The following is a 26729-nucleotide window of genomic DNA, read 5'->3' on the forward strand; positions in this document are numbered from 1 at the left end:
GCCGGGAAAGGCCGTATTGGGCGGCCTGGCACGCCGCCGCGGGGCATGGGCGGCGCGACAGTCCCCCGGGTAGGGTCACCGCGGCGCGACCCGGAAGCGAGGGGATGCACGGTGGCGGATGCGACACGCGTACGACACGTACTGATCGCCGCGGACAAGTTCAAGGGGTCGTTGACGGCCGTGGAGGTCGCCCGGCACGTCACGGCCGGCCTGCGGCGCGCCGTGCCGGGCGTGGCGGTGCGGGCGCTGCCCGTCGCGGACGGCGGCGACGGCACGGTGGACGCCGCGGTGGCGGCGGGTTTCGAACGGCGCACGGCGACGGTGACCGGGCCGGTCGGCGAGCCGGTCGCCGCCGCGTACGCGCTGCGTCCGGCCGACGGCACGGCGGTGGTGGAAATGGCCGAGGCGTCCGGCCTGCGCCACCTGCCGCGCGGGGTCTTCGCCCCGCTCACCGCCACGTCCCTCGGCACCGGGGAGCTGCTGCGGGCCGCGCTGGACGCCGGGGCCCGCACGGTCGTGCTGGGCGTGGGCGGCAGCGCCGGCACGGACGGCGGGGCGGGGATGCTGGCCGCCCTCGGGGCCCGGTTCCTCGACGCGGACGGGCGGGCGCTCGGCCCCGGAGGCGGCCCGCTGGCGGCGCTCTCGCGCGCCGATCTGTCCGGGCTGGACGCACGGCTCCCAGGGACCCGCATCGTGCTCGCGAGCGACGTCGACAACCCGCTGACGGGCCCGCGGGGGGCTGCCGCGGTGTACGGGCCCCAGAAGGGCGCCTCGCGGGAGGACGTCGCGGTGCTGGACGCCGCCCTGGCCCATTACGCGCGCGTGCTGGACGGCGGCGCGCGGGCCGGTGCGGCCGGGGCCGGGGCGGCGGGCGGACTGGGCTACGGGGCCCTGGCCGGCCTGGGGGCGGCCTTCCGGCCCGGCATCGAGGTGATGCTCGAGGTGCTGGGCTTCGCGGCGGCACTCGAGGACGCCGACCTCGTGATCACGGGGGAGGGCTCGCTCGACGAGCAGACGCTGTACGGCAAGGCGCCGGTGGGGGTGGCCCGGGCCGCCCGTGGCACGCGCGTGGTGGCGGTCTGCGGCCGCCTCGCCCTTGGCGGTGCCGCTCTCGCGGGCGCGGGCATCGAGCGCGCGTACGCCCTCGGGGACCTCGAACCGGACCCGGCGCGGTGCATGGCCGAAGCCGGGCCGCTCGTGGAGCGTCTCGCCGAGCGCATCGCGCGCGACTACCTGGCCTGAGGCCAGGACCCTTCCCACCCACCCACCCGTCACCCGGCAAGGAGACGCGAACCACCCGGCCCAGGGCCGGGGGCGGCCCCGGCCCCGGCCCCTGGCCCCGGGCCCGGCCCTTGCTCCGGCCCTGGCCCTTGCTCCGGCCCTGGCCCGGGCCTCCGGCTCCGTACCCACCCCGTGCCGGGTAACGGGCGGGTGGGTGGGAGAGGGCCCCGCGCAGCGGGGGTCGGGTGGGTACGCCAACGGCGTGGGGCCCGGGCGATCAGCCCGGGCCCCACGCCGTTCGCCGTCCACGCCGCCTACGGCGGCTACGGCAGCTGCGTCGCCCGTGCCTCGCGGCGGTTGTCGCGGAACGTGTTCACGCGACGCGCCGTGGCGAAGAGCGGGATCACCGCGCCCAGGACGACCTGCAGTGCGCAGCCCGTCTGGAGCAGGAGCTCACCGCCGGGGGCGTCGAAGGCCCACGCGGCCAGCAGGCCCATGCTGAGCACGATCCAGCTGAGCATGGCCACCGCCAGCGGCCCGCGCGGCTTGGGGTACTCGACCCGGCTGACCATCAGCCACGCCACACCCATGATCGCGAGCAGCGTCGGCACGAACGGCAGCTCGAGCAGCACGATCGAGACGACCGTCAGCGCCCCGAAGGGGCTCGGCATCCCCTGGAAGATGCCGTCCCGCAGCTGGACGCACGAGAAGCGGGCGAGCCGCAGTACCACCGCGAGCAGCACCACGATCGCCGCGACCGCCGAGACGCGCTGGTGGGCGTCGTCGGCGACCATGCCCCAGACGACCACGAAGTACGCGGGCGCCAGGCCGAAGCTGATCAGGTCGGACAGGTTGTCCAGCTCCGCACCCATCGCCGAGCTGCGCAGCTTGCGCGCCACGAGCCCGTCGAAGAGGTCGAAGACCGACGCGAGCAGCATCAGTATCACGGCCGTGGCCGCGCTGTGGCGGGCCATGCCGCCGTCCTCGTTGCCCGTCAGGTGCGGGATGAGGACGCCGGTGGTGGTGAAGTACACCGCCATGAAGCCGCAGATCGCGTTGCCCAGGGTGAGGGTGTCCGCTATTGACAGACGCGTGGACAGCGGCATGTCGTCCGTGTCGTCGGCGTCGGCTTCGGGAACCCAGGCGGCCTGTGTGTCCGGCTCAACCACGGTCAAGGCGTGTCACCCCTGCCGTGGTGGCCTGTCCGACCTCGACCGCGACCTCCACGCCCTCGGGCAGGTAGAGGTCGACACGGGAGCCGAAGCGGATCAGGCCGATCCGCTCGCCCTGCTCGACCTTGGTGTCCGCGTCGATGTACGGCACGATGCGGCGGGCGACGGCGCCGGCGATCTGGACCATCTCGATGTCACCGAGCTCGGTGTCGAAGTGCCAGATGACGCGCTCGTTGTTCTCGCTCTCCTTGTTGAAAGCCGGAACGAAGCCGCCGGGGACGTGCTCGACCGAGGTCACCGTGCCGGCCATCGGGGCGCGGTTGACGTGGACGTTGAGCGGGCTCATGAAGATCGCGACGCGGGTTCGTCCGTCCTTCCAGGGCATGATGCTCTGCACCACGCCGTCGGCCGGGGAAATGACCCGGCCCTGGGTGATCTCACGATCGGGGTCGCGGAAGAACCACAGCATGCCCGCCGCGAGTGCGGTGGCGGGCACGGCCAGTGCCGCCCAGCGCCCGGAGCGGCGGGCCTGGGTGAGGCTGACCGCCGCGGTGGCGACGGTGGGAAGGAGCCACGGCGATGCTCCGCGCGCGAGGCGGACGCGGCCGCGAGGTGCAGAGGAAGAGCTGTGGGGCATGGGTGACCTTCGTAGCGGAGGGTGCCGCGTAACGATATGGGGGACGGCGGCTTTCCGGGGATGCTATCGGTTTCGGACGGCAACTGGCTAAGCGCCGGGGCCAGTAGATGGCCGAACGCCGATGACAGGGTGTGATCTTCTTCTCTGTTAAAACACCCCCAGATACCTCCAAACCGGGCATTTACCCCTGGATTCGGTACTCCTCCAGTAGCCGGCGCCCGATGATCATTTTCTGGATCTCGGCCGTACCTTCACCGATCAGGAGCATCGGCGCCTCACGGTAGAGCCGCTCGATTTCGTACTCCTTGGAGAAGCCGTAGCCGCCGTGGATGCGGAAGGCGTCCTCGACGACCTCCTTGCAGTATTCGGAGGCCAGATACTTGGCCATGCCGGCCTCGAGGTCGTTGCGCTGACCCGAGTCCTTCTTCCGCGCGGCATTCACCATCATTGCATGGGCCGCCTCGACCTTTGTCCCCATTTCGGCCAGCTTGAACTGAATGGCCTGGTGCTGGGCGATGGCTTTTCCGAAGGTGTGACGCTGTTGTGCGTAGGAAACACCCAGCTCGAACGCACGCTGAGCGACGCCGCAACCACGTGCCGCGACGTTGACGCGGCCCACCTCGACGCCGTCCATCATCTGATAGAAGCCCCGCCCGGTGGCCCCGCCGAGCACACGGTCGGCCGGCACACGCAGCCCATCCATGATCAACTCGGTGGTGTCGACGCCCTTGTAGCCCATCTTCTCGATCTTGCCGGGGATGGTCAGACCCGGCTTGACTTGGCCGAAGCCCGGTTCCTTCTCGATCAGGAAGGTGGTCATCGACTTATGGGCGGGGGTGCCCTCGGGATGGCCCTCGTCCGTCCGGCACAGCACCGCCACCAGCGTCGACGACCCGCCGTTGGTCAGCCACATCTTCTGGCCGTTCAGGACGTACTCGTCGCCGTCCCGTACGCCCTTGGACGTGATGGCCGACACGTCCGAGCCCAGTCCGGGCTCCGACATCGAGAACGCGCCCCGCACCTCGCCCGTCGCCATCCGCGGCAGGAAGTACTCGCGCTGCTCCTGCGTGCCGTGCTGCTTGAGCATGTAGGCGACGATGAAGTGCGTATTGATGATTCCGGACACACTCATCCAGCCCCGGGCGATCTCCTCGACGCAGAGCGCGTATGTGAGAAGTGACTCACCCAGCCCGCCGTACTCCTCCGGGATCATCAGACCGAAGAGCCCGAGTTCCTTGAGGCCCTCGACTATCCGGGTCGGGTACTCGTCGCGGTGCTCCAGCTCGGTCGCGACCGGGATGATCTCCTTGTCGACGAATTCACGGACCGTGGCGAGAATTTCCCGCTGGATGTCCGTCAGTCCGTCGGTCTGCGCCAGGCGGCCCATCTCACTTCTCCCGGATGATCGGCTCGGGGCGGCCGGGCTGCTCCCCGCCGCGCTCCTTGATGTACGTGGCGGTGGGGACCATCACCTTGCGCCGGAAGGTGCAGACGACGGTGCCGTCCTGCTTGTAGCCGATGGTCTCGACGTACACGATCCCGCGGTCGCTCTTCGACTTCGACGGCGTCTTGTCCAGCACGCGCGTCTCGCCGTAGATGGTGTCGCCGTGGAAGGTCGGCGCTATGTGCTTGAGCGACTCGACCTCGAGGTTGGCGATCGCCTTGCCCGAGACGTCGGGCACGGACATGCCCAGCAGCAGCGAATAGACGTAATTGCCCACCACGACGTTCCTGCCGAAGTCCGTGGTCTTCTCGGCGTAATTGGCGTCCATGTGCAGTGGGTGGTGATTCATGGTGAGCAGGCAGAAGAGGTGGTCGTCGTATTCCGTGACCGTCTTGCCGGGCCAGTGCTTGTAGACGTCGCCGACGGTGAACTCTTCGTAGGTGCGGCCGAACTGCATCGCTCTCACGCCTCCGGGATCTCGAACTTCGACGTACGGGTCATCCCGGCCGCGCGGCCCTTGCCCGCGATGACGAGCGCCATCTTGCGGCTGGCCTCGTCGATCATCTCGTCGCCGAGCATCGCCGAGCCCTTCTTGCCGCCCGCCTCGGAGGTGCACCAGTCGTACGCGTCCAGGATCAGCTCGGCGTGGTCGTAGTCCTCCTGCGAGGGCGAGAACACCTCGTTGGCGGCCTCCACCTGGCCCGGGTGCAGCACCCACTTGCCGTCGAAGCCCAGCGCGGCCGCGCGCCCGGCGACCGCCTTGTAGCCGTCCACGTTCTTGATCTGCAGGTACGGGCCGTCGATGGCCTGCAGATCGTGGGCGCGGGCCGCCATCAGGATGCGCATGAGGATGTAGTGGTAGGCGTCCGCCGGGTAGCCGGGCGGCTGCTCGCCGACCACGAGGGACTTCATGTTGATGGAGGCCATGAAGTCGGCCGGGCCGAAGATGATCGTCTCCAGGCGCGGCGACGCGGCGGCGATGTCGTCGACGTTGACCAGGCCCTTGGCGTTCTCGATCTGCGCCTCGATGCCGATGCGCCCGACCTCGAAGCCCATGGTCTTCTCGATCTGCGTCAGCAGCAGGTCCAGCGCGACGATCTGCTGGGCGTCCTGCACCTTCGGCAGCATGATGCAGTCGAGGTTGGGGCCGGCGCCCTCGACGACTGTGATCACGTCGCGGTACGTCCAGTGCGTGGTCCAGTCGTTGACCCGGACGACCCTGGTCTTGCCCGTCCAGTCGCCGTTGTTCAGCGCGTCGACGATGGTGTGTCGGGCGCCTTCCTTGGCCAGCGGCGCGCAGGCGTCCTCCAGGTCGAGGAAGACCTGGTCGGCGGGCAGGCCCTGGGCCTTCTCCAGGAAGCGCGGGTTGCTGCCGGGCACGGCGAGGCAGGAGCGCCGCGGGCGCAGCCGGTTGACAGGGGCCGGCGCGGGGGTGGTCATGCGGAGACCTCCAGAGGGTCGAGCTGGTTCGCTTTGCGGATCTCGTCGACGATACGGCCGATGATCTCCGTGATCCCGAAGTCCTTCGGGGTGAATACGGCCGCGACCCCGGCCGCCCGCAGGGCGGCGGCGTCGGCGGAGGGGATGATGCCACCGACGATGACGGGCACGTCGTCCGCCCCCGTGCGGCGCAGCCGGGCCAGTACGTCCGGTACGAGCTCGGCGTGCGAGCCCGAGAGGATCGACAGGCCCACGCAGTGGACGTCCTCGGCCACGGCGGCCGAGACGATCTGTTCCGGGGTGAGCCGGATGCCCTGGTAGACCACCTCGAAGCCGGCGTCGCGGGCCCGTACGGCGATCTGTTCGGCGCCGTTGGAGTGCCCGTCGAGGCCGGGCTTGCCGACCAGCAGCCGCAGCTTGCCGCTGCGCAGCTCCTCGGCGGTGCGGGCGACCTTCGCACGGACGGTCGCCATCGGGGTACCCGCCTCGGCGGTCACGGCCACCGGGGCGCTGCTGACGCCCGTCGGGGCGCGGAACTCGCCGAAGACGTCGCGCAGGGCCCAGGACCACTCGCCGGTCGTGACGCCCGCGCGCACGCACTCCAGCGTGGCGGCCATCAGATTGTCGGAGCCCGCCGCGGCCTTCTTCAGGGCGGAGAGCGACTCCTGGGCGCGGCCCTCGTCGCGGTCGTCGCGCCAGGAGTGCAGGGCCGCCACCACGCGGGCCTCGTTGGCGGGGTCGACGGTCATGATGGCCGTGTCGAGGTCCGCGGTCAGCGGGTTGGGCTCGGTGGACTCGTAGCAGTTGACGCCGACGATCTTCTCCTCGCCGGCCTCGATGCGGGCCCGGCGCTCGGCGTGCGAGGAGACCAGCTGCGACTTGAGGTAGCCGGACTCGACGGCCGCCATCGCCCCGCCCATGGCCTGGATGCGCTCGATCTCCTCCAGGCACTCGGTGACCAGGGCGGCGACCTTGGCCTCGACGACGTGCGATCCGGCGAAGATGTCCTCGTACTCCAGCAGGTCGCTCTCGTGCGCGAGGACCTGCTGGATGCGCAGCGACCACTGCTGGTCCCAGGGCCGGGGCAGGCCCAGGGCCTCGTTCCAGGCGGGCAGCTGCACGGCGCGGGCGCGGGCGTCCTTGGAGAGGGTGACGGCGAGCATCTCCAGCACGATGCGCTGGACGTTGTTCTCCGGCTGGGCCTCGGTCAGGCCGAGGGAGTTGACCTGGACGCCGTAGCGGAAGCGGCGCTGCTTGGGGTTCTCGATGCCGTAGCGCTCGCGGGTGATGTGGTCCCAGATGCGGCCGAAGGCGCGCATCTTGCACATCTCCTCGATGAAGCGGACGCCCGCGTTCACGAAGAAGGAGATGCGGGCGACGACGTCGCCGAAGCGCTCGGCCGGGACCTGGCCGGAGTCGCGGACCGCGTCGAGCACGGCGATGGCCGTGGACATCGCGTACGAGATCTCCTGGACGGGGGTGGCCCCGGCCTCCTGCAGGTGGTAGCTGCAGATGTTGATCGGGTTCCACTTGGGGATGTGGTTCACCGTGTAGGTGATCATGTCGGTGGTCAGCCGCAGGCTGGGGCCCGGCGGGAAGACGTGCGTCCCGCGCGAGAGGTACTCCTTGACGATGTCGTTCTGCGTCGTCCCCTGCAGCCTGGTGACGTCGGCGCCCTGCTCCTCCGCGACCACCTGGTACATCGCCAGCAGCCACATCGCGGTGGCGTTGATGGTCATGGAGGTGTTCATCTGCTCCAGCGGGATGTCCTGGAACAGCCGCCGCATGTCACCGAGATGGGCGACCGGGACCCCGACCCGCCCGACCTCGCCGCGGGCGAGGATGTGGTCGGGGTCGTAGCCGGTCTGCGTCGGGAGGTCGAACGCGACCGAGAGGCCGGTCTGGCCCTTGGCGAGGTTGCGCCGGTACAGCTCGTTGGACGCCTCGGCCGTGGAGTGCCCGGCGTAGGTCCGCATCAGCCACGGACGATCCTTCTGACGCTCAGTCATCGCAGGTTTCTCACACGTTCCTGAAGCGGTTGATGGCCTCGATGTGCTGCGCGCGCATCTCCTCGTCGCGCACGCCCATGCCCTCCTCCGGCGCCAGGCACAGCACGCCGACCTTGCCCTGGTGGAGGTTGCGGTGCACGTCGTAGGCCGCCTGGCCGGTGTCGGCCAGGGCGTAGGTCTTCGACAGCGTGGGGTGGATCTTCCCCTTGGCGATGAGACGGTTGGCCTCCCACGCCTCGCGGTAGTTGGCGAAGTGCGAACCGACGATCCGCTTCAGCGACATCCACAGATAGCGGTTGTCGTACTGGTGGTTGTAGCCCGAGGTCGAGGCGCAGGTGACGATGGTGCCGCCCTTGCGGGTGACGTACACCGAGGCGCCGAAGGTCTCGCGGCCCGGGTGCTCGAAGACGATGTCGACGTCCTCGCCGCCGGTCAGTTCGCGGATGCGCTTGCCGAACCGCTTCCACTCGCGCGGGTCCTGCTCGTGCTCGTCCTTCCAGAAGCGGTAGCCCTCGGCGCTGCGGTCGATGATCGCCGTCGCGCCCATCCGCCGGCAGATCTCCGCCTTCTGCTCGCTGGAGACCACACAGATCGGGTTCGCCCCGCCGGCGAGCGCGAACTGGGTGGCGTACGAGCCGAGTCCGCCGCTCGCGCCCCAGATCAGGACGTTGTCGCCCTGCTTCATCCCGGCGCCGTTGCGGGAGACCAGCTGGCGGTAGGCGGTGGAGTTGACCAGCCCGGGCGCCGCGGCCTCCTCCCAGCTGAGGTGGGCCGGCTTGGGCATGAGCTGGTTGGACTTCACCAGCGCGATCTCGGCCAGGCCGCCGAAGTTGGTCTCGAAGCCCCAGATGCGCTGCTCGGGGTCGAGCATCGTGTCGTCGTGGCCGTCGGCCGACTCCAGCTCCACCGACAGGCAGTGCGCGACGACCTCGTCGCCGGGCCGCCAGGCGTTGACGCCGGGTCCGGTGCGCAGCACGACGCCCGCCAGGTCGGAGCCGATGACGTGGTACGGCAGGTCGTGCCGCTTGCCGAGCGGGGAGAGCTTGCCGTAGCGCTCCAGGAAGGCGAAGGTCGACACGGGCTCGAAGATGGAGGTCCACACCGAGTTGTAGTTCACCGAGCTGGCCATGACGGCCACGAGGGCTTCGCCGGGTCCCAGTTCGGGCACCGGCACCTCCTCGAGGTGCAGCGACTTGCGCGGGTCCTTCTCCCGGGTGGGGAGTCCGGCGAACATCTCCGCCTCGTCCTTGTGCACGGTCACCGCGCGGTAGGACTCGGGAAGGGTCAGCGCGGCGAAGTCCTCGGCGCTGGTGTCGGGCGCGAGTATCGCGTCCAGGATCTGGTTCACGGTTTGCCTCCGGCGAAGCACGTGTGGAACGGGCTTGAGGGAACGTCGGGGGTGGTGCAGAGGCGGTGCCGTCGGTTCGGCGATGGTGCTCGGCTGCGCGGGTGAGCGCGGTGGGGCCTGGTGACGCAGGCATCCGGGCGCACGGCGTACGGGTACGTAGTGGGGACAGCCGGCACACGACGGTTGTGTCTGCGCGCCGGCCGCCCGGACACCCACAAGGTATGGCACCGCGTGCCACGCGACAAGACACTGGGTGCCAACAATTTCTCTCAGATGTCATCCGGAGGGCACGTATGAGCAACAACGGCCGCCCCGATGGGGCGGCCGTTGGAGGACTTCTATTCGTTGATATCCGCTTATGTCTTAGTTTTTCTTGAGCGCCTTCTCGATGGCGCGCATGACATCGCCCAGCGGTGCGTCCGTACGGGCCACCGCCACCAGCACCTCGTCCTCGGTCCGCACCGACGCCGCGGGCGCGTCCGCGGCGCCGGAGCGCCCCGCCCCGATGCCCGTGCCGAAGGTCTCGCGCACGATGGCGAAGGCGTGGTCGAGCTGGGCCTCCACGTCCCCCTCGCCGCCGTTGCGCAGCCAGCGGCGCAGGACGTGGTTGTGCGCGGTGACGACCGCGGAGGCGGCGACCTCGGCCAGCAACGGGTCGTCGTCGCCCACGTGATGGGCGCTCTCGTCGAAGTGGCCCAGCAGATAGCGGGTGAACAGCCGCTCGTAGCGGGCGACCGAGGCGATCTCGCGCTCGCGCAGGGCGGGCACCTCGCGGGTCAGCCGGTAGCGCTCGACGGAGACGGCCGGGGAGGCCGCGTACATCCGCATGACCTCCTTGATCCCCCGGCAGACGGTGTCCAGCGGGTTCTCGTGCGGAGGGGCGGCGTCCAGGACGCCCGCGGCACGGACGAGCGTGTCGTCGTGATCGGGGAAGATCGCCTCTTCCTTGGAGCGGAAGTGGCGGAAGAACGTCCGCCGGGCGACCCCGGCCGCCGCGGCGATCTCGTCGACGGTCGTCGCCTCGTAGCCCTTGCGTGCGAACAACTCCATGGCCGCCGCGGCCAGTTTGCGGCGCATCGTGAGCCGCTGGGCGGCGGCACGGCGGGATCCGGCGCTCCCGGGGACGTTCTCGTGCGGGTCCTGGACGGCCTTCGGGCCCTTGACTCCCCTGGACTCGGTGGCGGCCCCGCGCGGTGCGCGGGCGGACTTGGCGGGCTGGGACATGTGGGGAACGTAACACGCGTCCGTATGGGTGTGCCGGGGCGGACTTCCCGACGGTTCGAGCAGTCCGCCCCACCCCACCGCTTGATCGAGCACGGCCCGGTCAGGCCTTCGCGTACTCACGGAAGCCGCGGCCCGTCTTGCGGCCCAGGCAGCCCGCCGCCACCAGGTGCTCCAGCAGCGGAGCCGGCGCGAGGCCCGGATCGCGGAACTCGCGGTGCAGCACCTTCTCGATGGCCAGGGACACGTCCAGGCCGACGACGTCGAGGAGCTCGAAGGGGCCCATCGGATAGCCGCCGCCCAGCTTCATCGCCGCGTCGATCTCGTCCAGGGAGGCGTAGTGCTCCTCGACCATCTTGATCGCGTTGTTGAGGTAGGGGAACAGCAGGGCGTTGACGATGAAGCCGGCCCGGTCCCCGCAGTCCACCGGGTGCTTGCGCACCTTCGCGCACACCGCGCGCACGGTGGCGTGCGCGTCGTCGGCGGTCAGCACCGTACGGACCACCTCGACCAGCTTCATCGCCGGCGCCGGGTTGAAGAAGTGCATGCCGACGACGTCCTGCGGGCGCGAGGTGGCGCGGGCGCAGGCCACGACCGGCAGCGAGGAGGTGGTGGTGGCCAGCACCGCGCCCGGCCTGCACACCTTGTCGAGCGTGGCGAACAGCTGCCGCTTGACCTCCAGGTCCTCCGCCACCGCCTCGATGGCCAGGTCCACCTCCGCGAACGCGTCCAGCGAGCCGGCCGGGGTCACCGCCGCGAGGGCCTCCTCGGCCTGCCCGGCCGACAGCCTGCCCTTGTCCACCGCACGCGCCAGGGACTTCGCGATCCGCGCCTTGGCCGCCTCCGCCTTCTCCTGCGAGCGCGCCGCGAGCACCACCGCGTAGCCGGCCTTCGCGAAGACCTCGGCGATCCCGCTCGCCATCGTCCCCGAGCCCGCGACCCCCACGGACCGCACCTCGCGGACGCCCGCCTCCCGCGCCGCGGGCGCCGGGGTGTGCGCGTCCGGCACGACGACGGCGGAGCCCGCCGCCTCGTACGTGTAGAAGCCGCGCCCCGCCTTGCGCCCCGTCAGCCCGGCCGCGGCCAGCTGGCCCAGGATGGGCGCGGGAGCGTGCAGCCGGTCGTGCGAAGCGGCGTACATCGCCTCCAGGACCGTGCGGGCGGTGTCGACGCCGATCAGGTCCAGCAGGGCGAGCGGGCCCATCGGCAGCCCGCAGCCCAGGCGCATCGCCGCGTCGATGTCCTCGCGGGTGGCGTAGCGGGACTCGTACATCGCGGCGGCCTGGTTGAGGTAGCCGAACAGCAGCCCGTCGGCGACGAAGCCGGGCCGGTCGCCCACCGCCACCGGCTCCTTGCCGAGCTCGCGCGCCAGGGCGGTGACCGCGGCGACCGCGCCCGGCGCCGTCAGCACCGAGGAGACGACCTCCACCAGCTTCATCGCCGGCGCGGGGTTGAAGAAGTGCAGGCCCAGCACGCGCTCGGGGCGCGCCGAGTCCGCGGCCAGCCGGGTCACCGACAGCGCGTTGGTGCCCGTCGCCAGGATGGCCGTGGGGCGGACGACGGCGTCGAGGGCGGTGAACACCTCGTGCTTGAGCTCGTAGTGCTCGGGCACGACCTCGATCACCAGATCGGCGTCGGCGGCGGCCTCCAGCTCGCGCGCGGTACGGAAGCGGGCGAGCGCGGCCCGGCGCTCCGCCTCGGTGATCCGGCCGCGTTCGACCGCGCGGGCGGTGGCGGCCTCCAGCGCGGCACCGGCCCGCAGGGCGGCGGCGTCGCTGACGTCGATGCCGACCACGTCACGGCCGGCCAGGGTGAGGACCTCGGCGATCCCGGTGCCCATGGTGCCGAGGCCGATCACGGCTATGGTCCTGAGGGGGGCGGGCGATGCCGAGGAGCTGAGAGGGGACGGCTCAGGGGTGGACGTACGGTCCATCGCGAGACTCCAGGGGATGTTCCCCGTACGCAGGGGAGACGGCGGTTGGCGGCGGCCCCGGCCAGGGGGCGGCGACTGAGAGAATCCGCGGACGGGTAAGGGGCGTCCACGGAGAGGGAGTTGTACGACCGGCAGGCCCTGTCCCGGGGCGGTGCCGTACTCGAAATGCCGAACCGACGTCAACGCTGTGGCGGCTGCGTCACCAGAACGCCAGAGCGGGAATGCTGCTCTTGCCGGGAGATTAACTCACGGGTAACCAAGAGCGCCAGGGGCGTGCGCGCGACTTACGATGTGGCCCAGGCCACTCGGGGAGGAGAGCGGGAAATGGAAGAGGAATTCCGCGCGCTGCTGAAGCGGGTACGGGCCGAACTGGTCTCCCCGGCCGAATTCGCGGCGCACGACAAGCTGATCGCGCTCGTACGCTCCGACAGCCGCGCGGCGCGCGACCGGCTCGCCCAGGTCCTCGTCGCCCCCGAACAACCGCTGTGGGCCCGCGAGATCGCCGCCTTCGCCCTGGGCACCAAGGGCGACCGGCGCGCCTTCGAGACGCTGATCCTCCTCCTCAACTACCGCGAACCCGTGCGCTGCGCCACCGCCGCCCACGTCCTCGCCCGCCTGCGCGACCCCCGCACCGCCCGCGCCGCGGCCGCGCTCGCCACCAATCCGCTGCGCACCGCCTACGCCCTCTACCCCGTCCGCCTGCTGACCGAGCTGCGCGCCCCCGAGTCCGTGCCGGCCCTGCTGGCCACCCTCGAGCGGCTGCTGGCCGCCCGCGACCACTGCTGGCCGGTCGCCCGCGCCTGCGTCGAGGGCCTGGGCGTGCTGGGCGACCGGCGCGCCGAGGCCACGCTGGTGGCCGCGCGCGAACACGAACGGCTGCGGCCGGCCGCCGTCGTGGCGCTGACCCGGCTGACCGGCCGCGGCGGCACTCAGGGGCTGCGCAGCGGATCCAGTACGTAACGCACCTCCGGCACGGCGGCGCCGTCGATGTCGTCCGTCCGCTCGGCGCCGTCGCGACTGCAACCGGCGCGTTCGTAGAAGCGGCGGGCGTGCGCGTTGCCCTTCAGCACCCACAGCACCATGCGCGCATCCCCGCGCTGCCGTGCGCCCTCGAGCGCCGCCTCCCACAGGGCGCGGCCGATCCCTGTGCCGATCAGGTCGGGCCGCACGTAGACCGCGTACAACTCGGCCGTCCCGGGCGGCTGGTCGGCGTCCCGGCACGGCCCGTGGCAGACCCAGCCCACCACGCCGCCCGCCGCCTCGGCCACCGCGTTCACCGCAGGATCGACGCCGCTCGCCAGGCGCGCCCGGTGGGCGGCGGCGTTCGCACTCGCGTCCATGGCGTCCAGATGGCGCCGCGGCACCAGGCCGGTGTACGCGTGGCGCCAGCCGGCCACCCGGAGGGCGGCCACGGTCTCGATGTCGGCGTCCGTCATCTCCCGTATGTTCACCATGCGCGGAGGCTAACGCCCGGCGCCCAGGATTTGGGCGGTTGTGACGAGGGTGGTTGGCTTTGCCCGCACACGCACAACGGCAAGCACAGCTTTTATCGTCCCGGAGGACTAGCCATGGGCCAGGTCGAGGCCACCACGGAGCGGATCATCGCGGCGGGCGCGGAGGACGTCTTCGACGCCCTCGCGGACTACAGCGGCACCCGCGCCAAGCTGCTGCCCGAGCACTTCAGCGAGTACGAGGTGCGCGAGGGCGGCGACGGCGAGGGCACGCTGGTGCACTGGAAGCTCCAGGCCACCAGCAAGCGCGTCCGCGACTGCCTGCTGGAGGTCTCCGAGCCGTCCACGGGACAGCTGGTGGAGAAGGACCGCAACTCCACCATGGTCACCACCTGGACCGTCACCCCGGCGGGCGAGGGCAGCTCGAAGGTCGTCGTCACCACCACCTGGACCGGCGCCACCGGCATCGGCGGCTTCTTCGAGCGCGCCTTCGCCCCCAAGGGCCTCGGCCGGATCTACGACGCCGTGCTCGCCCGGCTCGCCGCCGAGACCGAGGGCAAGCCCAGCGCCGCCTGATCCCCGGGGCAGCCCGGGCCCCCACCGGTCCGGGCTCACCGGTTCGAGTGGTTCTCGCCGTGCCGTACCAGTGCACCGAAACCGCCTCCGACCGGCCGAAAGCCCCTCGTTCGGCGCTCCCACGCAAATCGTCGCGCTTGCTGGCCGTTGTCGCGTAATGCGAGAAATGGGCGGCAGCGCAGGCGCGACGAGGGGAGCGGTACGTGGGCGGGTCCACCTTCGAGACCACCTTGGAGAAGAGCGACAGGACGCTCGCCCTGCCCCCGTCCGTACCGGCCCCCAGCGGCCCCCCACCCCCGCCCGGCCCCGCCAGAGTGCGGCTGGTGTTCACCGGGCTGATGCTCACGCTGCTGCTCGCGGCGCTCGACCAGACCATCGTGGCCACCGCCCTGCCGAAGATCGTGGGCGAACTGCACGGCCTGGACCGGATGTCCTGGGCGGTCACCGCCTACCTGCTGACGTCCACGGTCGTGCTGCCGCTCTACGGCAAGCTGGGCGACCTCTTCGGCCGCAAGGCCGTCTTCGTCCTCGCGATCGTCGTCTTCGTCGCCGGCTCCGCCCTCGCCGGCTGGTCGCGCACCATGGACCAGCTCATCATCTTCCGCGCGGTCCAGGGCATCGGCGCCGGCGGCCTGCTGATCGGCGTGCAGGCGATCATCGCCGACATCGTCCCGCCCCGCCGGCGCGGCCACTACATGGGCGTCATCAGCGCCGCCTACGGACTCGCCTCCGTCGCCGGCCCCCTGCTCGGCGGGTTCTTCACCGACCACACCGGCTGGCGCTGGTGCTTCTACGTCAACGTCCCCTTCGGCCTCGTCACGCTCGCCGTCGTCGTCCTCGCGCTCGAGCTGCCCCGGCCGCCGCGCCGCGCCCGCTTCGACGTCCTGGGCGCCCTGCTGCTCACGGCCTCCTCCACCTGCCTGGTGCTGCTGACCACCTGGGGCGGCAGCGAGTACGAGTGGACCTCCCGCACCATCCTCGGGCTCGGCGCGGGAGCGGTCGGCACCGCCCTGCTCTTCGCCGTCGTGGAGCACTTCGCCGCAGAACCGATCATCCCACCGCACCTGTTCCGCGACCCGGTCTTCACCGTCACCGCGCTCGTCGGCGCCGTCGTCGGCGTCGCCCTCTTCGGCGCCGCCACCTATCTGCCCACCTTCCTGCAGATGGTCGACGGCGTCGACGCCACCGAGTCCGGAATGCTCATGCTGCCCATGATGGGGGGAATCGTCGCCGCCTCGCTCGTCGCCGGCCACCTCATCAGCCGTACGGGCCATTACAAGCTGCTGCCCATCCTGGGCGGCGCCCTCTCCGCCGAGGGCATGTACCTGCTCTCCCACCTCGACGCCCAGACCGGACGGCTCGTCTACAGCCTCTGGATGGCCATCCTCGGCGTCGGCATCGGCCTCGCGCTGCCCGTCCTCGTCCTCGCGGTGCAGAACTCCGTGCGCCCCGCCGACCTCGGCACCGCCACCAGCGCCCACAACTACTTCCGGCAGATCGGCGGCTCGGTCGGCGCGGCCGTGTTCGGCACGCTCTTCGCCCACCGCCTCACCGCCGCCCTGGCCGCCGAACTGCCGCCCCGCGCCGGCCTGCCCGCCCCCGACTCCATCACCCCGCAGCTGGTGCACGCCCTGCCCGCCCCGCTGCGGGACGGATACGTCCGGGCCTACGCGGAGGCCATGCCACGGATCTTCCTCTACCTCGTACCGGTGCTCATCGTGGGCTTTGTGCTCGCCTTCCTGCTGAAAGAGAAACCACTGGTGTCCCACAACGCCCCCGAAGCCGCCATTCCGTCCGCGCGCACCGTCCCGCCGGCCGATCCGGCGCCCTTCGTCGCGGGCATCCCCGTGACCGGCGCCGTCCAGCACCACGACGGCACCACCGTCCCGCGCGCCGCCCTCACCCTCATCGACGTCCAGGGCCGCCAGATCGGCCGGGGCGCGAGCGGCGAGGACGGACGGTACGCGATCAGCACCCCCGGCACCGGCTCGTACGTCCTGATCGCCGCCGCCGGAGGGCACCAGCCGCAGGCCGTCACCGTCACCGTCGGCGAGCGGCCCGTCGAGCTCGACGTCGTCCTCGGCGGCGCCGGACGGCTGGCCGGCACCGTCCGCACCGCCGACGGCACCCCCGTCCGCGAGGCCCTGGTCACCCTGACCAATGTGCACGGCGAGGTCGTCGCCTCCACCCGCACCGGCCCCGAAGGCGGCTACGTCATCGACGAGTTGATCGCCGGCGAGTACACCCTCGCCTCCAGCGCCCCCGCCTTCCGCCCGGCCGCCCTGCCGGTCACCGTCCAGTCCGCCCGCGAGACCCGCCAGGACGTCGAGCTCGCCGGCGGCGCGGTCCTGCGCGGCACGGTGCGCGCCGGCGGCGGCCGGCCCGTGGAGGACGCCCGCGTCAGCCTCCTGGACGCCGCCGGCAACGTCGTGGACTCCACCATCACCGGCGCCGACGGGGCATTCCGCTTCGTGGACCTCTCGGCGGGCGAGTACACCGTCGTCGCCGCCGGCTACCCGCCCGTCGCCACCGTCCTGCAGGTCGCCGGCGGCGGAAGGACCGAACGGGACCTGCAGTTGGGCCATGCGGACCATTGACCTCCAGGGCCGTCCGGGCACGGCGGACGGCCCGGCACCCCGGTGCACGACATATTCCGTTATTGGCCCGCGCCCGGTCCCGCGCGGCCTCTACGGTGGTAGGCGGTGGGGAGATCTTGCGTACGCGTGCGAAGGAGCAACCGCCCATGGACCGTGGCACGTCCGGACCCGTGCCCGCACAGCGGGAAGCCGCCTTGGGGCGCGTCCCCCTCGCGGTGGTGGTGGCGGGCGCCTCCGGGCTCGTCACCCACTGGAGCAGCGGCGCCCGCACGCTCTTCGGAGCCGGGCGGGCGGACGCCGTCGGCAGGCCCCTCGCCGATCTCCTGCCCGTCTACGGGGCGTTACACGAACCGGGCGACCCGGACGGACGTGACGCCTACGCCGGTGGACCCGACACCGGCCTCGGCGCCGAACCGCCCGGCATCCCGGCCGCACCCGGCTACCCCCGGGCCGGACGCGCCCGGGCCGGCGACGACGACGGCACGATCGACATCCTGTGGTGGGCCTACCCCCTGGCCGGCCCCGGCCCGGAGCGGCTGCTCGTCCTGGCCGCCGACGCCACCGCCCTGCCCGGCCTCGAACGGGTCCTTCCGGCCTTCGCCCCGCACACCGCGTTCCCCGACGCCGACGGCCTCGCCCGCCGCCTCCCCGACATCCTGCCCGGCATGGGCCCCGCCGCGAGCGAACGCATCGTCGCCCAGGTCCTCGAACTCGGCTACCCCGCCCTGGAGATCAGCCACCACGAACAGATCCCCGTCACCCACGACTGGGGCGTGCCCGAGTACGTACGGCGGCGCGCCCGGCAGCAGCACACCCGGGCCGCCGCACAGCGGACGGCGGCACCACAGGCGGCGGGGGAGCCGGCAGAGGAGACCGACCTCGAACACGCCGCCGTGCGCGAACGCCTGGAGTTCCTCAACGAGGTCAGCGGCGGCATCGGCACCTCCCTGGACCTGGAGCGGACCATCCGCGAGGTCACCAGCGCCGCCGTACCCCGCTTCACCGACTTCGCCGGCACCCACCTGCGCGCCGCCGTCCTCGCCGGCGAGGGCTTCCCCGACGGCCCGCCCGACGTCACCACCGTCTGGCACCGCGTCTGGGTCGAGCACAACGACGAGCCCGGCCGCTGGGACGACACCGTGCCCGTCGGCGAGGCCATCGCCTTCCCCGAGCACACGCCGTTCTTCCAGTGCATGGTCTCCGGCGAACCCGTCCTCATCCCGCGCATCGGCGAGGAACTGGCCAACCGCATCTCCGGCCGGTTCGAGAAGCGGGACCTGCGGCCCCTGATCACCGGCCGCTCGATGCTGGTCGTCCCCCTCAAGGCCCGCAACGTCGTCCTCGGCTTCATGGTCCTCATGCGCCGCGACGGCCGCGAGCCCTTCGACGACATGGACCGCACCACCGGCGCCGAACTCGCCGCCCGCGCCGGGCTCGTCCTCGACAACGCCCGCATGTACACCTACCAGGAGAACGTCGCCGACACCCTCCAGGACAGCATGCTGCCGCAGCTCACCCCGCGCACGGCGGGCTGCGACACCGCCACCCGCTACCTCCCCGGCACCCGCCTCGGCCGGGTCGGCGGCGACTGGTTCGACAGCGTCAAGCTCCCCGGCTCCCGCACCGCCCTCGTCGTCGGCGACGTCATGGGCCACGGCCTGAACTCGGCCGCCATGATGGGCCAGCTGCGCACGGCCGTACAGACCATGGCCGCCCTCGACCTGCCGCCCGGACAACTCCTGCGCAACCTCGACGACCTCGCCCAACGCCTCGGCGAGCACTACCTGGCCACCTGCCTGTACGCCGTCTACGACCCCATCCGCTCGGAGCTGCGCATCGCCAACGCCGGGCACATCCCGCCCGTCCTCGTGCGCGCCGAGGACGGCCGCAGCAGCCTGCTGGACCTGCCCACCGGGGCACCCATCGGGGTCGGCGGCGTGCCCTTCGAGACGACGACGGTACGCGTGGCCCCCGGCGACCGGCTCGTGCTGTGCACCGACGGGCTGGTGGAGGTGCGCGGCCAGGACATCGGCACGGGACTCGCCGCCCTCTGCGAATCCGCGGCCCACCCGGCCGCCTCCATGGACGCCGCCTGCGACACCATCATCCGCGCGCTGAACACCGGCGACAGCCGCAAGGACGACGTCGCCCTGCTCATGGCCCGCCTCAACGGCATCCCGCCCGGGCACGTGGCCCAGTGGACCTTCCCGGCGCAGGCCCACGAGGTGCCCCGGGCCCGGCGGCTGGTCCGCGACCGGCTGGCGGCGTGGGGACTGCGGTCGGCCGCCCCGGTCGCCGAGCAGCTCGTCGGCGAGGTCGTCGGCAACGCCGTGCGCCACGCCGACACCCGGCAGGTGGGGCTGCGCCTGGTCCGCACGGAGGTGCTGCTGTGCGAGGTCACCGACGACGACCACACCCTGCCGGGGCTGCTCGACGCGGCGGCGGACGAGGAGTACGGACGCGGCCTGCGGGTAGTGGGCGCCCTGGCGCGCGAGTGGGGCGCCAGCCATACGGGACGGGGGAAGACGGTGTGGTTCGAGCAGACGCTGGTGCGCCCGTGAGCGTGACGGACCGGTACCTGAACGCCTGGGAAGGATTCTGGAGCGAGACCTCCGACGAACAGGGCGACGCGATCTGGGACTCCGACCCCTCCCTGACCGCCGCACCCCACCTGGACCTCCTCGTACCCCACGCCGACCGCACCCTGCCGGTCGTCGACCTCGGCTGCGGCAACGGCACCCAGACCCGCTTCCTGGCCGGCCGCTTCGCGCGCGCGGTCGGGGTGGACCTGTCCCGGGCCGCGGTGGAGCGCGCACGCCGTGCCGACCGGCGGGCGCTGGCGGAGTACGCCCGGCTGGACCTGGTCGACGCGGCTGCGGTCCGCGCCCTGCACGAGCGGCTCGGCGACAGCAACGTCTACCTCCGGGCCGTGATCCACCAGAGCGACGCCCAGGACCGGGCGCCCGTCGCGCGGGCCGTCGCACGGCTCGCCGGCCGGCGGGGGCGGGCCTTCGTGGTCGAGCCGACCCGGGCGGCCGGCGACGTACTGGCCGGCCTCGCCCAGGGCCCGGACGGCCCGCCCGCCAAGCTGCGCCGCGTCCTGACGCACGGTCTGCGGCCCGCCGCCGCCCCCGACGGCGAGGTGTCCGCACTGCTGCGTTCGGCCGGGCTGGAGATCCTCGCCGAGGGGCACACGGAACTGGCCATGACGGCCTTCCACCCGGACGGCCGACGGATCCACCTGCCGGCCCAGTGGTTCGCCGCCGGCCGCCCCTGACACCACCGCACTGCTGCCGCGAGCACCCCACCTGAGATAGAACGGGTGCATGGTGAAGATCCTGATCTCCGCGGACATGGAAGGTGCCACCGGTGTCACCTGGCCCGGTGACGTGCTGCCCGGCGCATCGCAGTGGGAGCGGTGCCGACACCTGTTCACCTCCGACGTGAACGCGGCGATCGCCGGGTTCTTCGACGGTGGCGCCGATGCCGTCCTCGTCAACGAAGCGCACTGGAGCATGCGCAATCTGCTGCTGGAGCAGCTGGACGAGCGAGCGGAAATGCTCACCGGAAAGCACAAGACCCTGAGCATGGTCGAGGGGGTTCAGCACGGAGACGTCGACGGCATCGCGTTCGTCGGCTACCACACGGGGGCCGGCACCGAGGGGGTGCTGGCCCACACCTATCTGGCCAACTCCCTCACCGGCGTATGGGTGAGCGGCGCGCGGGCCAGCGAAGGGTTGCTGAACTCCCTGGTCGTCGCCGAATACGGTGTTCCGGTGGTGCTGGTGACCGGTGACGACCGTACGTGCGAGGACGCCAAGGGCTATGCGCCCGAGGCCCGTTCGGTCGCGGTGAAGGACTACGTCTCGCGGTACGCGGCCGTGTGCCGTCCCCCGGCCCGTACGGCCCGGGAGATCAGGGCCGCGGCGAAGGCCGCCACCGCGCTCGCGGTGCGGCACGAGCCGGTGCGCGGCGGGCCGTTCGCCATGGAGCTGGAGTTCGACGCCGAACACCTCGCCGGCGCGGCCACGGCCGTGCCGGGCGTCGAACACAGCGGCGAGCGCCGGGTCTCCTACACCATGCCGACCATGTACGAGGCAATCCGCTGCTTCAAGGCGGTCACCACCGTCGTGTCCGCGGCGGTGGAGGACCAATATGGCTGATGCGATCAACGGGGGGCACGGGGGTCACGGGGGGCACGGGGGCGTCGACGAACGGGCGCTGGAGGAGGTGGTGAGGTTCACCTCGGACCTGATCAGGATCGACACCACCAACCGGGGCGGCGGCGACGGCCGGGAGCGGCCCGCCGCCGAGTACGTCGCCGAGCGGCTCGCCGAGGCGGGCCTCGAACCGCTCCTGCTGGAGAAGGAGCCCGGGCGCACGAACGTCGTCGCCCGGGTCGCCGGCACCGATCCGGGCGCGGACGCCCTGCTCGTCCACGGCCACCTCGACGTGGTCCCGGCCGAGCCCGCCGAGTGGAGCGTGCACCCCTTCTCGGGCGAGGTCCGCGACGGCCAGGTGTGGGGCCGGGGCGCGATCGACATGAAGAACATGGACGCGATGGTCCTGGCGACCGTACGGGCCTGGGCCCGTGCCGGGGTGCGCCCGCCCCGCGACGTCGTGCTCGCCTTCACCGCCGACGAGGAGGACAGCGCCGTCCCCGGCGCGGGCTTCCTCGCCGACGAGCACGCCGCCCTGTTCGAGGGCTGCACGGTGGGCATCGGCGAGTCCGGCGCGTACACCTTCCACGCCGACGGAGGGCTGCGGCTGTACCCCGTGGGCGCGGGGGAGCGCGGCTCGGCCTGGGTCAGGCTGACCGCGCACGGCACCGCCGGGCACGGCTCGAAGGTCAACCGCCGCAACGCGGTGGTCGCCCTCGCCGCCGCCGTCGCCCGGATCGGGTCGCACCCGTGGCCGGTGCGGCTGACCCCGACCGTACGCGCCGCGCTGCGCTCGATCGCCGCCGCGCACGGCATCGAGGCCGACCCGGACGCACCCGGTCTCGACATGGACGAACTCCTGGGCAAACTGGGCAGGGCGGCCGCGCTGGTGGCCGCCACCGTCCGCAACAGCGCCAACCCCACCATGCTGGACGCCGGGTACAAGATCAATGTCATTCCGGGGGCCGCCGTCGGCTTCGTGGACGGGCGGACCGTGCCGGGCGGGGAGGAGGAGTTCCGCACCACGATGGACATGCTGACCGGCCCCGACGTGGAGTGGGAGGTGTACCACGGGGAGTCCGCGCTGCAGGCCCCGGTCGACGTCCCGGTGTTCGCGCGCATGCGTGCGGCGCTGGAGCGCTTCGACCCGGAGGGACAGGTGGTGCCGTTCTGCATGTCCGGCGGTACGGACGCCAAGCAGTTCTCCCGCCTGGGCATCGCCGGCTACGGCTTCTCACCGCTCAAGTTGCCCGTGGGCTTCGACTACCAGGCGCTCTTCCACGGTGTCGACGAGAGGGTGCCCGTCGAGGCGCTGCACTTCGGTGTCCGCGTGCTCGATCATTTCCTGATGGACCGTTTTGAGGAGGCGTAGCAATCATGGTGTCCACGGCGCCCTACGGAGCCTGGCAGTCACCCATCGACGCGGAGCTCGCCGCGGCGCACGACGGCAGGCCGGACTACGTGGGCACGGTCGGTGACGAGGTGTGGTGGGTCGCGCCGCGCCCGGCGGAGAACGGCCGCTCGACCCTGGTCCGGCGGCTGCCCGACGGACGGGAGGTGGAGGCGCTGCCCGCGCCGTGGAACGTCCGCAGCCGGGTGCTGGAGTACGGGGGCGTCCCCTGGACGGCCGTCCCCCGGCCCTCCGGCGGGCCGCTGGTGGTCTTCGCGCACTTCGCGGACCAGCGGCTGTACGCCTGGGAGCCGGACGACCCGGCGGGCGGCGCGCCCAGGCCGCTGACCCCGGTGTCGGAGGTGGGCGGCGGGCTGCGCTGGGCCGACCCGGTGCTGCGGGCGGACGGCGGCGAAGTGTGGTGCGTGCTGGAGGAGTTCACCGGCGAGGGGCCGTACGACGTGCGGCGGGTGATCGCGGCCGTGCCGCTGGACGGCTCCGCCGCCGGGGACCGCGCGGCCGTGCGCGAGCTGAGCGACGACGGCCACCGCTTCGTCACCGGCCCCCGGCTCTCCCCGGACGGCCGGCGCGCGGCGTGGCTCGCCTGGGACCACCCGCGCATGCCCTGGGACGGCTCGGAGCTCAAGCTCGCCGACGTCACGGCCGGCGGGGACGGGCCGCGCTTCTCGGGCGCCCGGACCGTCATGGGCGGTGCCGGGGAGGCCGTGGCGCAGGTGGAGTGGGCGCCGGACGGCAGGCTGCTGGCCGTCACCGACCGCACCGGGTGGTGGAACCTGCACCGTCTCGATCCGGAGACCGGCGAGAGCGTCAATCTCTGTCGCCGCGAGGAGGAGTTCGCGGGGCCGCTGTGGAAGGTGGGGCAGCGCTGGTTCGTCCCGCTGGCCGCCGGGCCGATCGCCGTCGTGCACGGCCGCGGCGCCCAGACGCTGGGGATACTCGACCCCGAGACCGGGGAGTTGGTGGACGCCGCGGGGCCGTGGACGGAGTGGGCCGCGACGCTGGCGGCCGGCGACAGCCGCGTCATCGGTGTGGCGGCGAGCCCGCGCACGGCCTTCGAGGTGGTCGAGCTCGACACCCGCACCGGCAGGGCCCGGGCGATCGGCGCCCGGCACACGGACGCGGTCGACCCGGCGTACTACCCCGAGCCGCTCATCCGCACCTTCACCGGACCGGACGGACGCGAGGTGCACGCCCACATCTATCCGCCGCACAGCCCCGACCACACGGCGCCCGCCGACGAGCTGCCGCCGTTCGTGGTGTGGGCCCACGGCGGCCCCACCAGCCGCTCGCCGCTGGTGCTGGACCTGGAGATCGCCTACTTCACCTCGCGCGGCATAGGCGTGGCCCAGGTCAACTACGGCGGCTCCACCGGCTACGGGCGCGAGTACCGCGACCGGCTGGCGGGGCGGTGGGGGATCGTGGACGTGGAGGACTGCGCGGCCGTGGCCGAGGCCCTCGCCGACGAGGGCGGTGCCGACCGGCACCGGCTGGCGATCCGGGGCGGCAGCGCGGGCGGCTGGACCACGGCGGCCTCGCTGGTCTCCACGGGGCTGTACGCCTGCGGGGCCATCAGCTTCCCGGTGATGGACCTCATGTCCTGGGCCGACGGGGGCACGCACGACTTCGAGTCACGCTATCTGGAGACGCTCATCGGGCCGTTCGCGGAGTTCCCCGACCGCTACCGCGACCGGTCCCCGCTCAGCCGGGTGGACCGGGTCACCGCGGCCTTCGTGCTGCTGCAGGGCCTGGAGGACCCGGTGTGCCCGGCGGCGCAGAGCGAGCGGTTCGTGACGGCGATGGCCGGGCGGGGCGTGCCGCACGCCTACCTCGCCTTCGAGGGCGAGGGCCATGGCTTCCGGCGGGCCTCGAGCGTGGTCCGCGCGCTGGAGGCGGAGCTGTCCCTCTACGCCCAGACCTTCGGCATGGAGGTGCCGGGCGTCCCCGTCCTCGAACTCGTCAAATGACCGTCAGCTGACGGCGGCCGCCGCCGTGACGGGCGCCCCGGCGGCGCCCGTGCGGGCGGCGGGGACGACGACGGGGGAGCCGTCGCCGGGGGCGGCCAGGACGTCGGCCTCGATCCCGTACAGCTCGCGGACGAGGGCGGCGTCGACGACCTCGCGGGAGGGGCCGTGCGCGACGATCCGGCCGTCGCGCATGGCGACGATGGTGTCGGCGTAGCGGGCAGCGCTCGCCAGGTCGTGCAGCACCATCACCACGGTGCGGCCGGCGGCGGCGACCTCGCGGACGAGTTCGAGGACGTCCACGGCGTGCCCGAGGTCCAGGGCGCTGGTCGGCTCGTCCAGCAGCACGATGGGCGTCTCCTGGGCCAGGACCATGGCCAGCCAGCAGCGTTGGCGCTGACCGCCGGAGAGCTGGTCGAGGCGGCGCGAGGCCAGGGCGGCGGTGCCGGTGGCCTCCAGCGCCTCGCGGACGGCCCGCTCGTCCTCGCGCGACCACTGGCGGAAGAGGCCCTGGTGCGGGTGGCGGCCGTAGCGGACGAGCCCGGCGACGGTCACGGCCTCGGGCGCCTGAGGCGACTGGGGGAGCAGGGCGATGCGGTGCGCCGCCTTGCGGGGGGTGAGCGCCCAGACGTCGGCGTCACCGATGCGGACCGTGCCGGAGTCGGGCTGGTGCAGGCGCGCGATGGAGCGCAACAGGGTGGACTTGCCGCAGCCGTTGGGCCCCACGACGGCGACGACCTGTCCCTCCGGGACGGTCAGGTCCACGCCGTGCACGACCGGGTGGCCGGGATATCCGGCGGTGAGCTGTTCGACGACGAGTCGCATGAGGTTAGCCTAACCTAATGGTTGCCTTCTGTTTCTCCCCCGGTTTTCCCCGTCCCCTTGGATTCTGACGCGTCGGGACGTCATGGCCTCGCACGTCAATTCCCTTCGAGCGGGTCTGTCATGTAAGGTAAGGCTTACCTTAATTCAAATGGAATGGGGGAAACCGCCGTGGAGCAGTCCGAACTCGCCGGCCGTATCGCGCTGGTCACCGGCGCCGGCCAAGGCATAGGCGAGGCCGTGACCCGCGCCCTGGTCGCAAAAGGGGCGCGGGTCGCGGCCCTCGATTCGACGCCGGACGGCATCAAGGAGCTCGAAGCGGAATACGGCGCCGGCTCGGTGACCGCGTACACCGCCGACGTCTCCGACAGCCATGCCGTCGAAGCCGTCGTCGACGACGTGGAGCGCACGCTCGGTCCGCTCGGCATCCTCGTCAACGTCGCCGGAGTGCTGCGCACTTCGCCCGTCGTCGAGATCACCGACGAGGACTGGCAGCGGACCTTCGCCGTCAACTCCACGGGCGTCTTCAACACCTCCCGCGCCGCGGCCCGCCGCATGGGCGAGCGCCGCAGCGGATGCATCGTCACCGTCGGCTCCAACGCGGCCGGAGTGCCGCGCACGAGCATGGCCGCGTACGCCGCCTCCAAGGCGGCCGCCACCATGTTCACCAAGTGCCTCGGGCTCGAGCTGGCCCGCAGCGGCGTCCGCTGCAACGTCGTCTCGCCCGGCTCCACCGACACCGCGATGCAGCGCCAGCTGTGGACCGGCGACCAGGTCCCGGACCGCGTCATCGACGGCGACCCCGCCTCGTACCGCGTCGGCATCCCCCTCGGCCGCATCGCCGACCCCTCGGACGTGGCCGAAGCGGTCCTCTTCCTGGTCTCGGACCGCGCCCGCCACATCACCATGCACGACCTCTACGTCGACGGCGGCGCCACGCTGCGCGCCTGACGGCGCGCGATCGACCGGACCGGCCGAACCCGGCCGGTCGCCGGGCGTGCCGCCGGACGGCCCTTCGGGCCGCCGGAACCGGTCGCGGTACCGCACCACGGCGCGGCCGGCCCCTCACGGGGGCGGTGGCCGGACCGGCCGTCAGGCGGCCGCACGGCCGGGCCCTTCGGCCCGTGCCGGGCCATCGGCCCGGCGCGCAGCGCCACCAGGGCGTCCGGCCCCTGGCGGGGCCGGTGCCCGATCCGCCGTCAGGCGGTGCAAGGCCCCTAGGGCGTCCATCCCCGCGTAGGGGCAGTCGTCCGACCCGCCGTCAGGTGGGCGGGTGGTCGGGCCCTTTCGGGCCCGGTGCCTGTCCGTGGTCGGCGGCGCCAGTGC

Annotated in this window: 21 protein-coding genes; 10 read left to right on the forward strand and 11 right to left on the reverse strand. The window is 72.4% G+C overall.

Translation table 11 applies throughout. The features are described 5' to 3' along the window. Window positions 1-111 precede the first annotated feature (111 nt). Window positions 112-1242 (forward strand): glycerate kinase, encoded by a 1131-nt coding sequence (locus AB0G59_RS03150; protein ID WP_360907367.1) that lies wholly within the window; start codon window positions 112-114, stop codon window positions 1240-1242. Window positions 1243-1544: 302 nt separating this feature from the next. Here AB0G59_RS03150 and pssA read toward each other — a convergent pair whose 3' ends face one another. The 9 genes from pssA to AB0G59_RS03195 all read right to left on the reverse strand — a co-directional run bounded on the left by pssA (window position 1545) and on the right by AB0G59_RS03195 (window position 12425). After that, on the reverse strand, window positions 1545-2396 hold the full coding sequence (gene pssA, locus AB0G59_RS03155) for a CDP-diacylglycerol--serine O-phosphatidyltransferase (RefSeq protein ID WP_177337566.1): 852 nt from the start codon (window positions 2394-2396) through the stop codon (window positions 1545-1547). Beyond that, window positions 2383-3030, reverse strand: coding sequence for a phosphatidylserine decarboxylase (locus AB0G59_RS03160; RefSeq protein ID WP_360907369.1), 648 nt, complete (start codon window positions 3028-3030; stop codon window positions 2383-2385). Before AB0G59_RS03160 ends, pssA begins: the two co-directional genes overlap by 14 nt. 181 nt (window positions 3031-3211) lie before the next feature. Further along, window positions 3212-4417: an acyl-CoA dehydrogenase family protein gene (locus tag AB0G59_RS03165; protein ID WP_071962109.1), complete on the reverse strand. Its 1206-nt coding sequence runs from the start codon at window positions 4415-4417 to the stop codon at window positions 3212-3214. A gap of 1 nt (window position 4418) precedes the next feature. Next, window positions 4419-4931, reverse strand: a complete 513-nt coding sequence (locus AB0G59_RS03170) for a MaoC family dehydratase (protein ID WP_360907582.1) — start codon at window positions 4929-4931, stop codon at window positions 4419-4421. 5 nt (window positions 4932-4936) lie between these two features. After that, on the reverse strand, window positions 4937-5914 hold the full coding sequence (locus AB0G59_RS03175; RefSeq protein ID WP_360907371.1) for a CoA ester lyase: 978 nt from the start codon (window positions 5912-5914) through the stop codon (window positions 4937-4939). Beyond that, on the reverse strand, window positions 5911-7923 hold the full coding sequence (locus AB0G59_RS03180) for a protein meaA (RefSeq protein ID WP_360907373.1): 2013 nt from the start codon (window positions 7921-7923) through the stop codon (window positions 5911-5913). Before AB0G59_RS03180 ends, AB0G59_RS03175 begins: the two co-directional genes overlap by 4 nt. A gap of 10 nt (window positions 7924-7933) precedes the next feature. Beyond that, window positions 7934-9271: a crotonyl-CoA carboxylase/reductase gene (ccrA, locus tag AB0G59_RS03185; protein WP_360907375.1), complete on the reverse strand. Its 1338-nt coding sequence runs from the start codon at window positions 9269-9271 to the stop codon at window positions 7934-7936. 363 nt (window positions 9272-9634) lie between these two features. Beyond that, window positions 9635-10495, reverse strand: coding sequence for a TetR family transcriptional regulator (locus AB0G59_RS03190; protein WP_360907377.1), 861 nt, complete (start codon window positions 10493-10495; stop codon window positions 9635-9637). Between the two features lie 100 nt (window positions 10496-10595). Beyond that, window positions 10596-12425, reverse strand: a complete 1830-nt coding sequence (locus AB0G59_RS03195) for a 3-hydroxyacyl-CoA dehydrogenase family protein (protein WP_360907379.1) — start codon at window positions 12423-12425, stop codon at window positions 10596-10598. 324 nt (window positions 12426-12749) lie between these two features. Here AB0G59_RS03195 and AB0G59_RS03200 point away from each other — a divergent pair, with 324 nt between their 5' ends. Next, window positions 12750-13385: a HEAT repeat domain-containing protein gene (locus AB0G59_RS03200; protein WP_360907381.1), complete on the forward strand. Its 636-nt coding sequence runs from the start codon at window positions 12750-12752 to the stop codon at window positions 13383-13385. Here AB0G59_RS03200 and AB0G59_RS03205 read toward each other — a convergent pair. Next, complete coding sequence (locus AB0G59_RS03205; RefSeq protein WP_360907383.1) at window positions 13355-13879, reverse strand: GNAT family N-acetyltransferase; 525 nt, start codon at window positions 13877-13879, stop codon at window positions 13355-13357. The two genes, AB0G59_RS03200 and AB0G59_RS03205, sit on opposite strands and share 31 nt — an antisense overlap. Before the next feature lie 114 nt (window positions 13880-13993). Between AB0G59_RS03205 and AB0G59_RS03210 the strand changes: the two genes are divergently transcribed. The 7 genes from AB0G59_RS03210 (at window position 13994) to AB0G59_RS03240 (ending at window position 24584) form a co-directional block, all read left to right on the forward strand. Then, window positions 13994-14452 carry an SRPBCC family protein gene (locus AB0G59_RS03210; RefSeq protein WP_071962118.1) on the forward strand — a complete coding sequence of 153 codons (459 nt, stop codon included), beginning with the start codon at window positions 13994-13996 and terminating at the stop codon, window positions 14450-14452. A 257-nt stretch (window positions 14453-14709) separates the two neighbouring features. Beyond that, complete coding sequence (locus AB0G59_RS03215) at window positions 14710-17049, forward strand: MFS transporter (protein ID WP_360907584.1); 2340 nt, start codon at window positions 14710-14712, stop codon at window positions 17047-17049. Between the two features lie 146 nt (window positions 17050-17195). Continuing rightward, on the forward strand, window positions 17196-19610 hold the full coding sequence (locus AB0G59_RS03220) for a SpoIIE family protein phosphatase (RefSeq protein ID WP_360907386.1): 2415 nt from the start codon (window positions 17196-17198) through the stop codon (window positions 19608-19610). Then, the gene (locus tag AB0G59_RS03225; protein WP_360907388.1) at window positions 19607-20326 is read left to right on the forward strand and encodes a class I SAM-dependent methyltransferase; all 720 of its coding nucleotides are present in this window, start codon (window positions 19607-19609) and stop codon (window positions 20324-20326) included. Before AB0G59_RS03220 ends, AB0G59_RS03225 begins: the two co-directional genes overlap by 4 nt. Window positions 20327-20378: 52 nt before the next feature. Continuing rightward, window positions 20379-21212: a M55 family metallopeptidase gene (locus AB0G59_RS03230; RefSeq protein WP_360907586.1), complete on the forward strand. Its 834-nt coding sequence runs from the start codon at window positions 20379-20381 to the stop codon at window positions 21210-21212. Continuing rightward, a complete protein-coding gene (locus AB0G59_RS03235; RefSeq protein WP_360907390.1) occupies window positions 21205-22581 on the forward strand; it encodes a M20/M25/M40 family metallo-hydrolase in 1377 nt (458 codons plus the stop codon). Before AB0G59_RS03230 ends, AB0G59_RS03235 begins: the two co-directional genes overlap by 8 nt. Window positions 22582-22586: 5 nt before the next feature. Then, window positions 22587-24584: a prolyl oligopeptidase family serine peptidase gene (locus AB0G59_RS03240; RefSeq protein WP_360907392.1), complete on the forward strand. Its 1998-nt coding sequence runs from the start codon at window positions 22587-22589 to the stop codon at window positions 24582-24584. Window positions 24585-24587: 3 nt separating this feature from the next. Here AB0G59_RS03240 and AB0G59_RS03245 read toward each other — a convergent pair whose 3' ends face one another. After that, window positions 24588-25406 (reverse strand): ABC transporter ATP-binding protein, encoded by an 819-nt coding sequence (locus AB0G59_RS03245; RefSeq protein ID WP_360907394.1) that lies wholly within the window; start codon window positions 25404-25406, stop codon window positions 24588-24590. A 153-nt stretch (window positions 25407-25559) separates the two neighbouring features. Between AB0G59_RS03245 and AB0G59_RS03250 the strand changes: the two genes are divergently transcribed. Continuing rightward, a complete protein-coding gene (locus AB0G59_RS03250) occupies window positions 25560-26354 on the forward strand; it encodes a 2,3-dihydro-2,3-dihydroxybenzoate dehydrogenase (protein ID WP_360907396.1) in 795 nt (264 codons plus the stop codon). Window positions 26355-26729: the final 375 nt, after the last annotated feature.

The sequence above is a fragment of the Streptomyces sp. NPDC021096 genome (assembly GCF_040641275.1).
Lineage (GTDB): Bacteria > Actinomycetota > Actinomycetes > Streptomycetales > Streptomycetaceae > Streptomyces.

Bases quoted from the DNA above. Each gene is read 5' to 3' on its own strand.
- AB0G59_RS03180 (WP_360907373.1), bottom strand. From the start codon at position 7,923: ATGACTGAGCGTCAGAAGGATCGTCCGTGGCTGATGCGGACCTACGCC.
- AB0G59_RS03220 (WP_360907386.1), top strand. From the start codon at position 17,196: ATGGACCGTGGCACGTCCGGACCCGTGCCCGCACAGCGGGAAGCCGCC.
- AB0G59_RS03160 (WP_360907369.1), bottom strand. From the start codon at position 3,030: ATGCCCCACAGCTCTTCCTCTGCACCTCGCGGCCGCGTCCGCCTCGCG.
- AB0G59_RS03210 (WP_071962118.1), top strand. From the start codon at position 13,994: ATGGGCCAGGTCGAGGCCACCACGGAGCGGATCATCGCGGCGGGCGCG.
- AB0G59_RS03175 (WP_360907371.1), bottom strand. From the start codon at position 5,914: ATGACCACCCCCGCGCCGGCCCCTGTCAACCGGCTGCGCCCGCGGCGC.
- AB0G59_RS03240 (WP_360907392.1), top strand. From the start codon at position 22,587: ATGGTGTCCACGGCGCCCTACGGAGCCTGGCAGTCACCCATCGACGCG.
- AB0G59_RS03190 (WP_360907377.1), bottom strand. From the start codon at position 10,495: ATGTCCCAGCCCGCCAAGTCCGCCCGCGCACCGCGCGGGGCCGCCACC.
- AB0G59_RS03200 (WP_360907381.1), top strand. From the start codon at position 12,750: ATGGAAGAGGAATTCCGCGCGCTGCTGAAGCGGGTACGGGCCGAACTG.
- AB0G59_RS03195 (WP_360907379.1), bottom strand. From the start codon at position 12,425: ATGGACCGTACGTCCACCCCTGAGCCGTCCCCTCTCAGCTCCTCGGCA.
- AB0G59_RS03205 (WP_360907383.1), bottom strand. From the start codon at position 13,879: ATGGTGAACATACGGGAGATGACGGACGCCGACATCGAGACCGTGGCC.
- AB0G59_RS03165 (WP_071962109.1), bottom strand. From the start codon at position 4,417: ATGGGCCGCCTGGCGCAGACCGACGGACTGACGGACATCCAGCGGGAA.
- AB0G59_RS03250 (WP_360907396.1), top strand. From the start codon at position 25,560: ATGGGGGAAACCGCCGTGGAGCAGTCCGAACTCGCCGGCCGTATCGCG.
- AB0G59_RS03170 (WP_360907582.1), bottom strand. From the start codon at position 4,931: ATGCAGTTCGGCCGCACCTACGAAGAGTTCACCGTCGGCGACGTCTAC.
- AB0G59_RS03245 (WP_360907394.1), bottom strand. From the start codon at position 25,406: ATGCGACTCGTCGTCGAACAGCTCACCGCCGGATATCCCGGCCACCCG.
- AB0G59_RS03235 (WP_360907390.1), top strand. From the start codon at position 21,205: ATGGCTGATGCGATCAACGGGGGGCACGGGGGTCACGGGGGGCACGGG.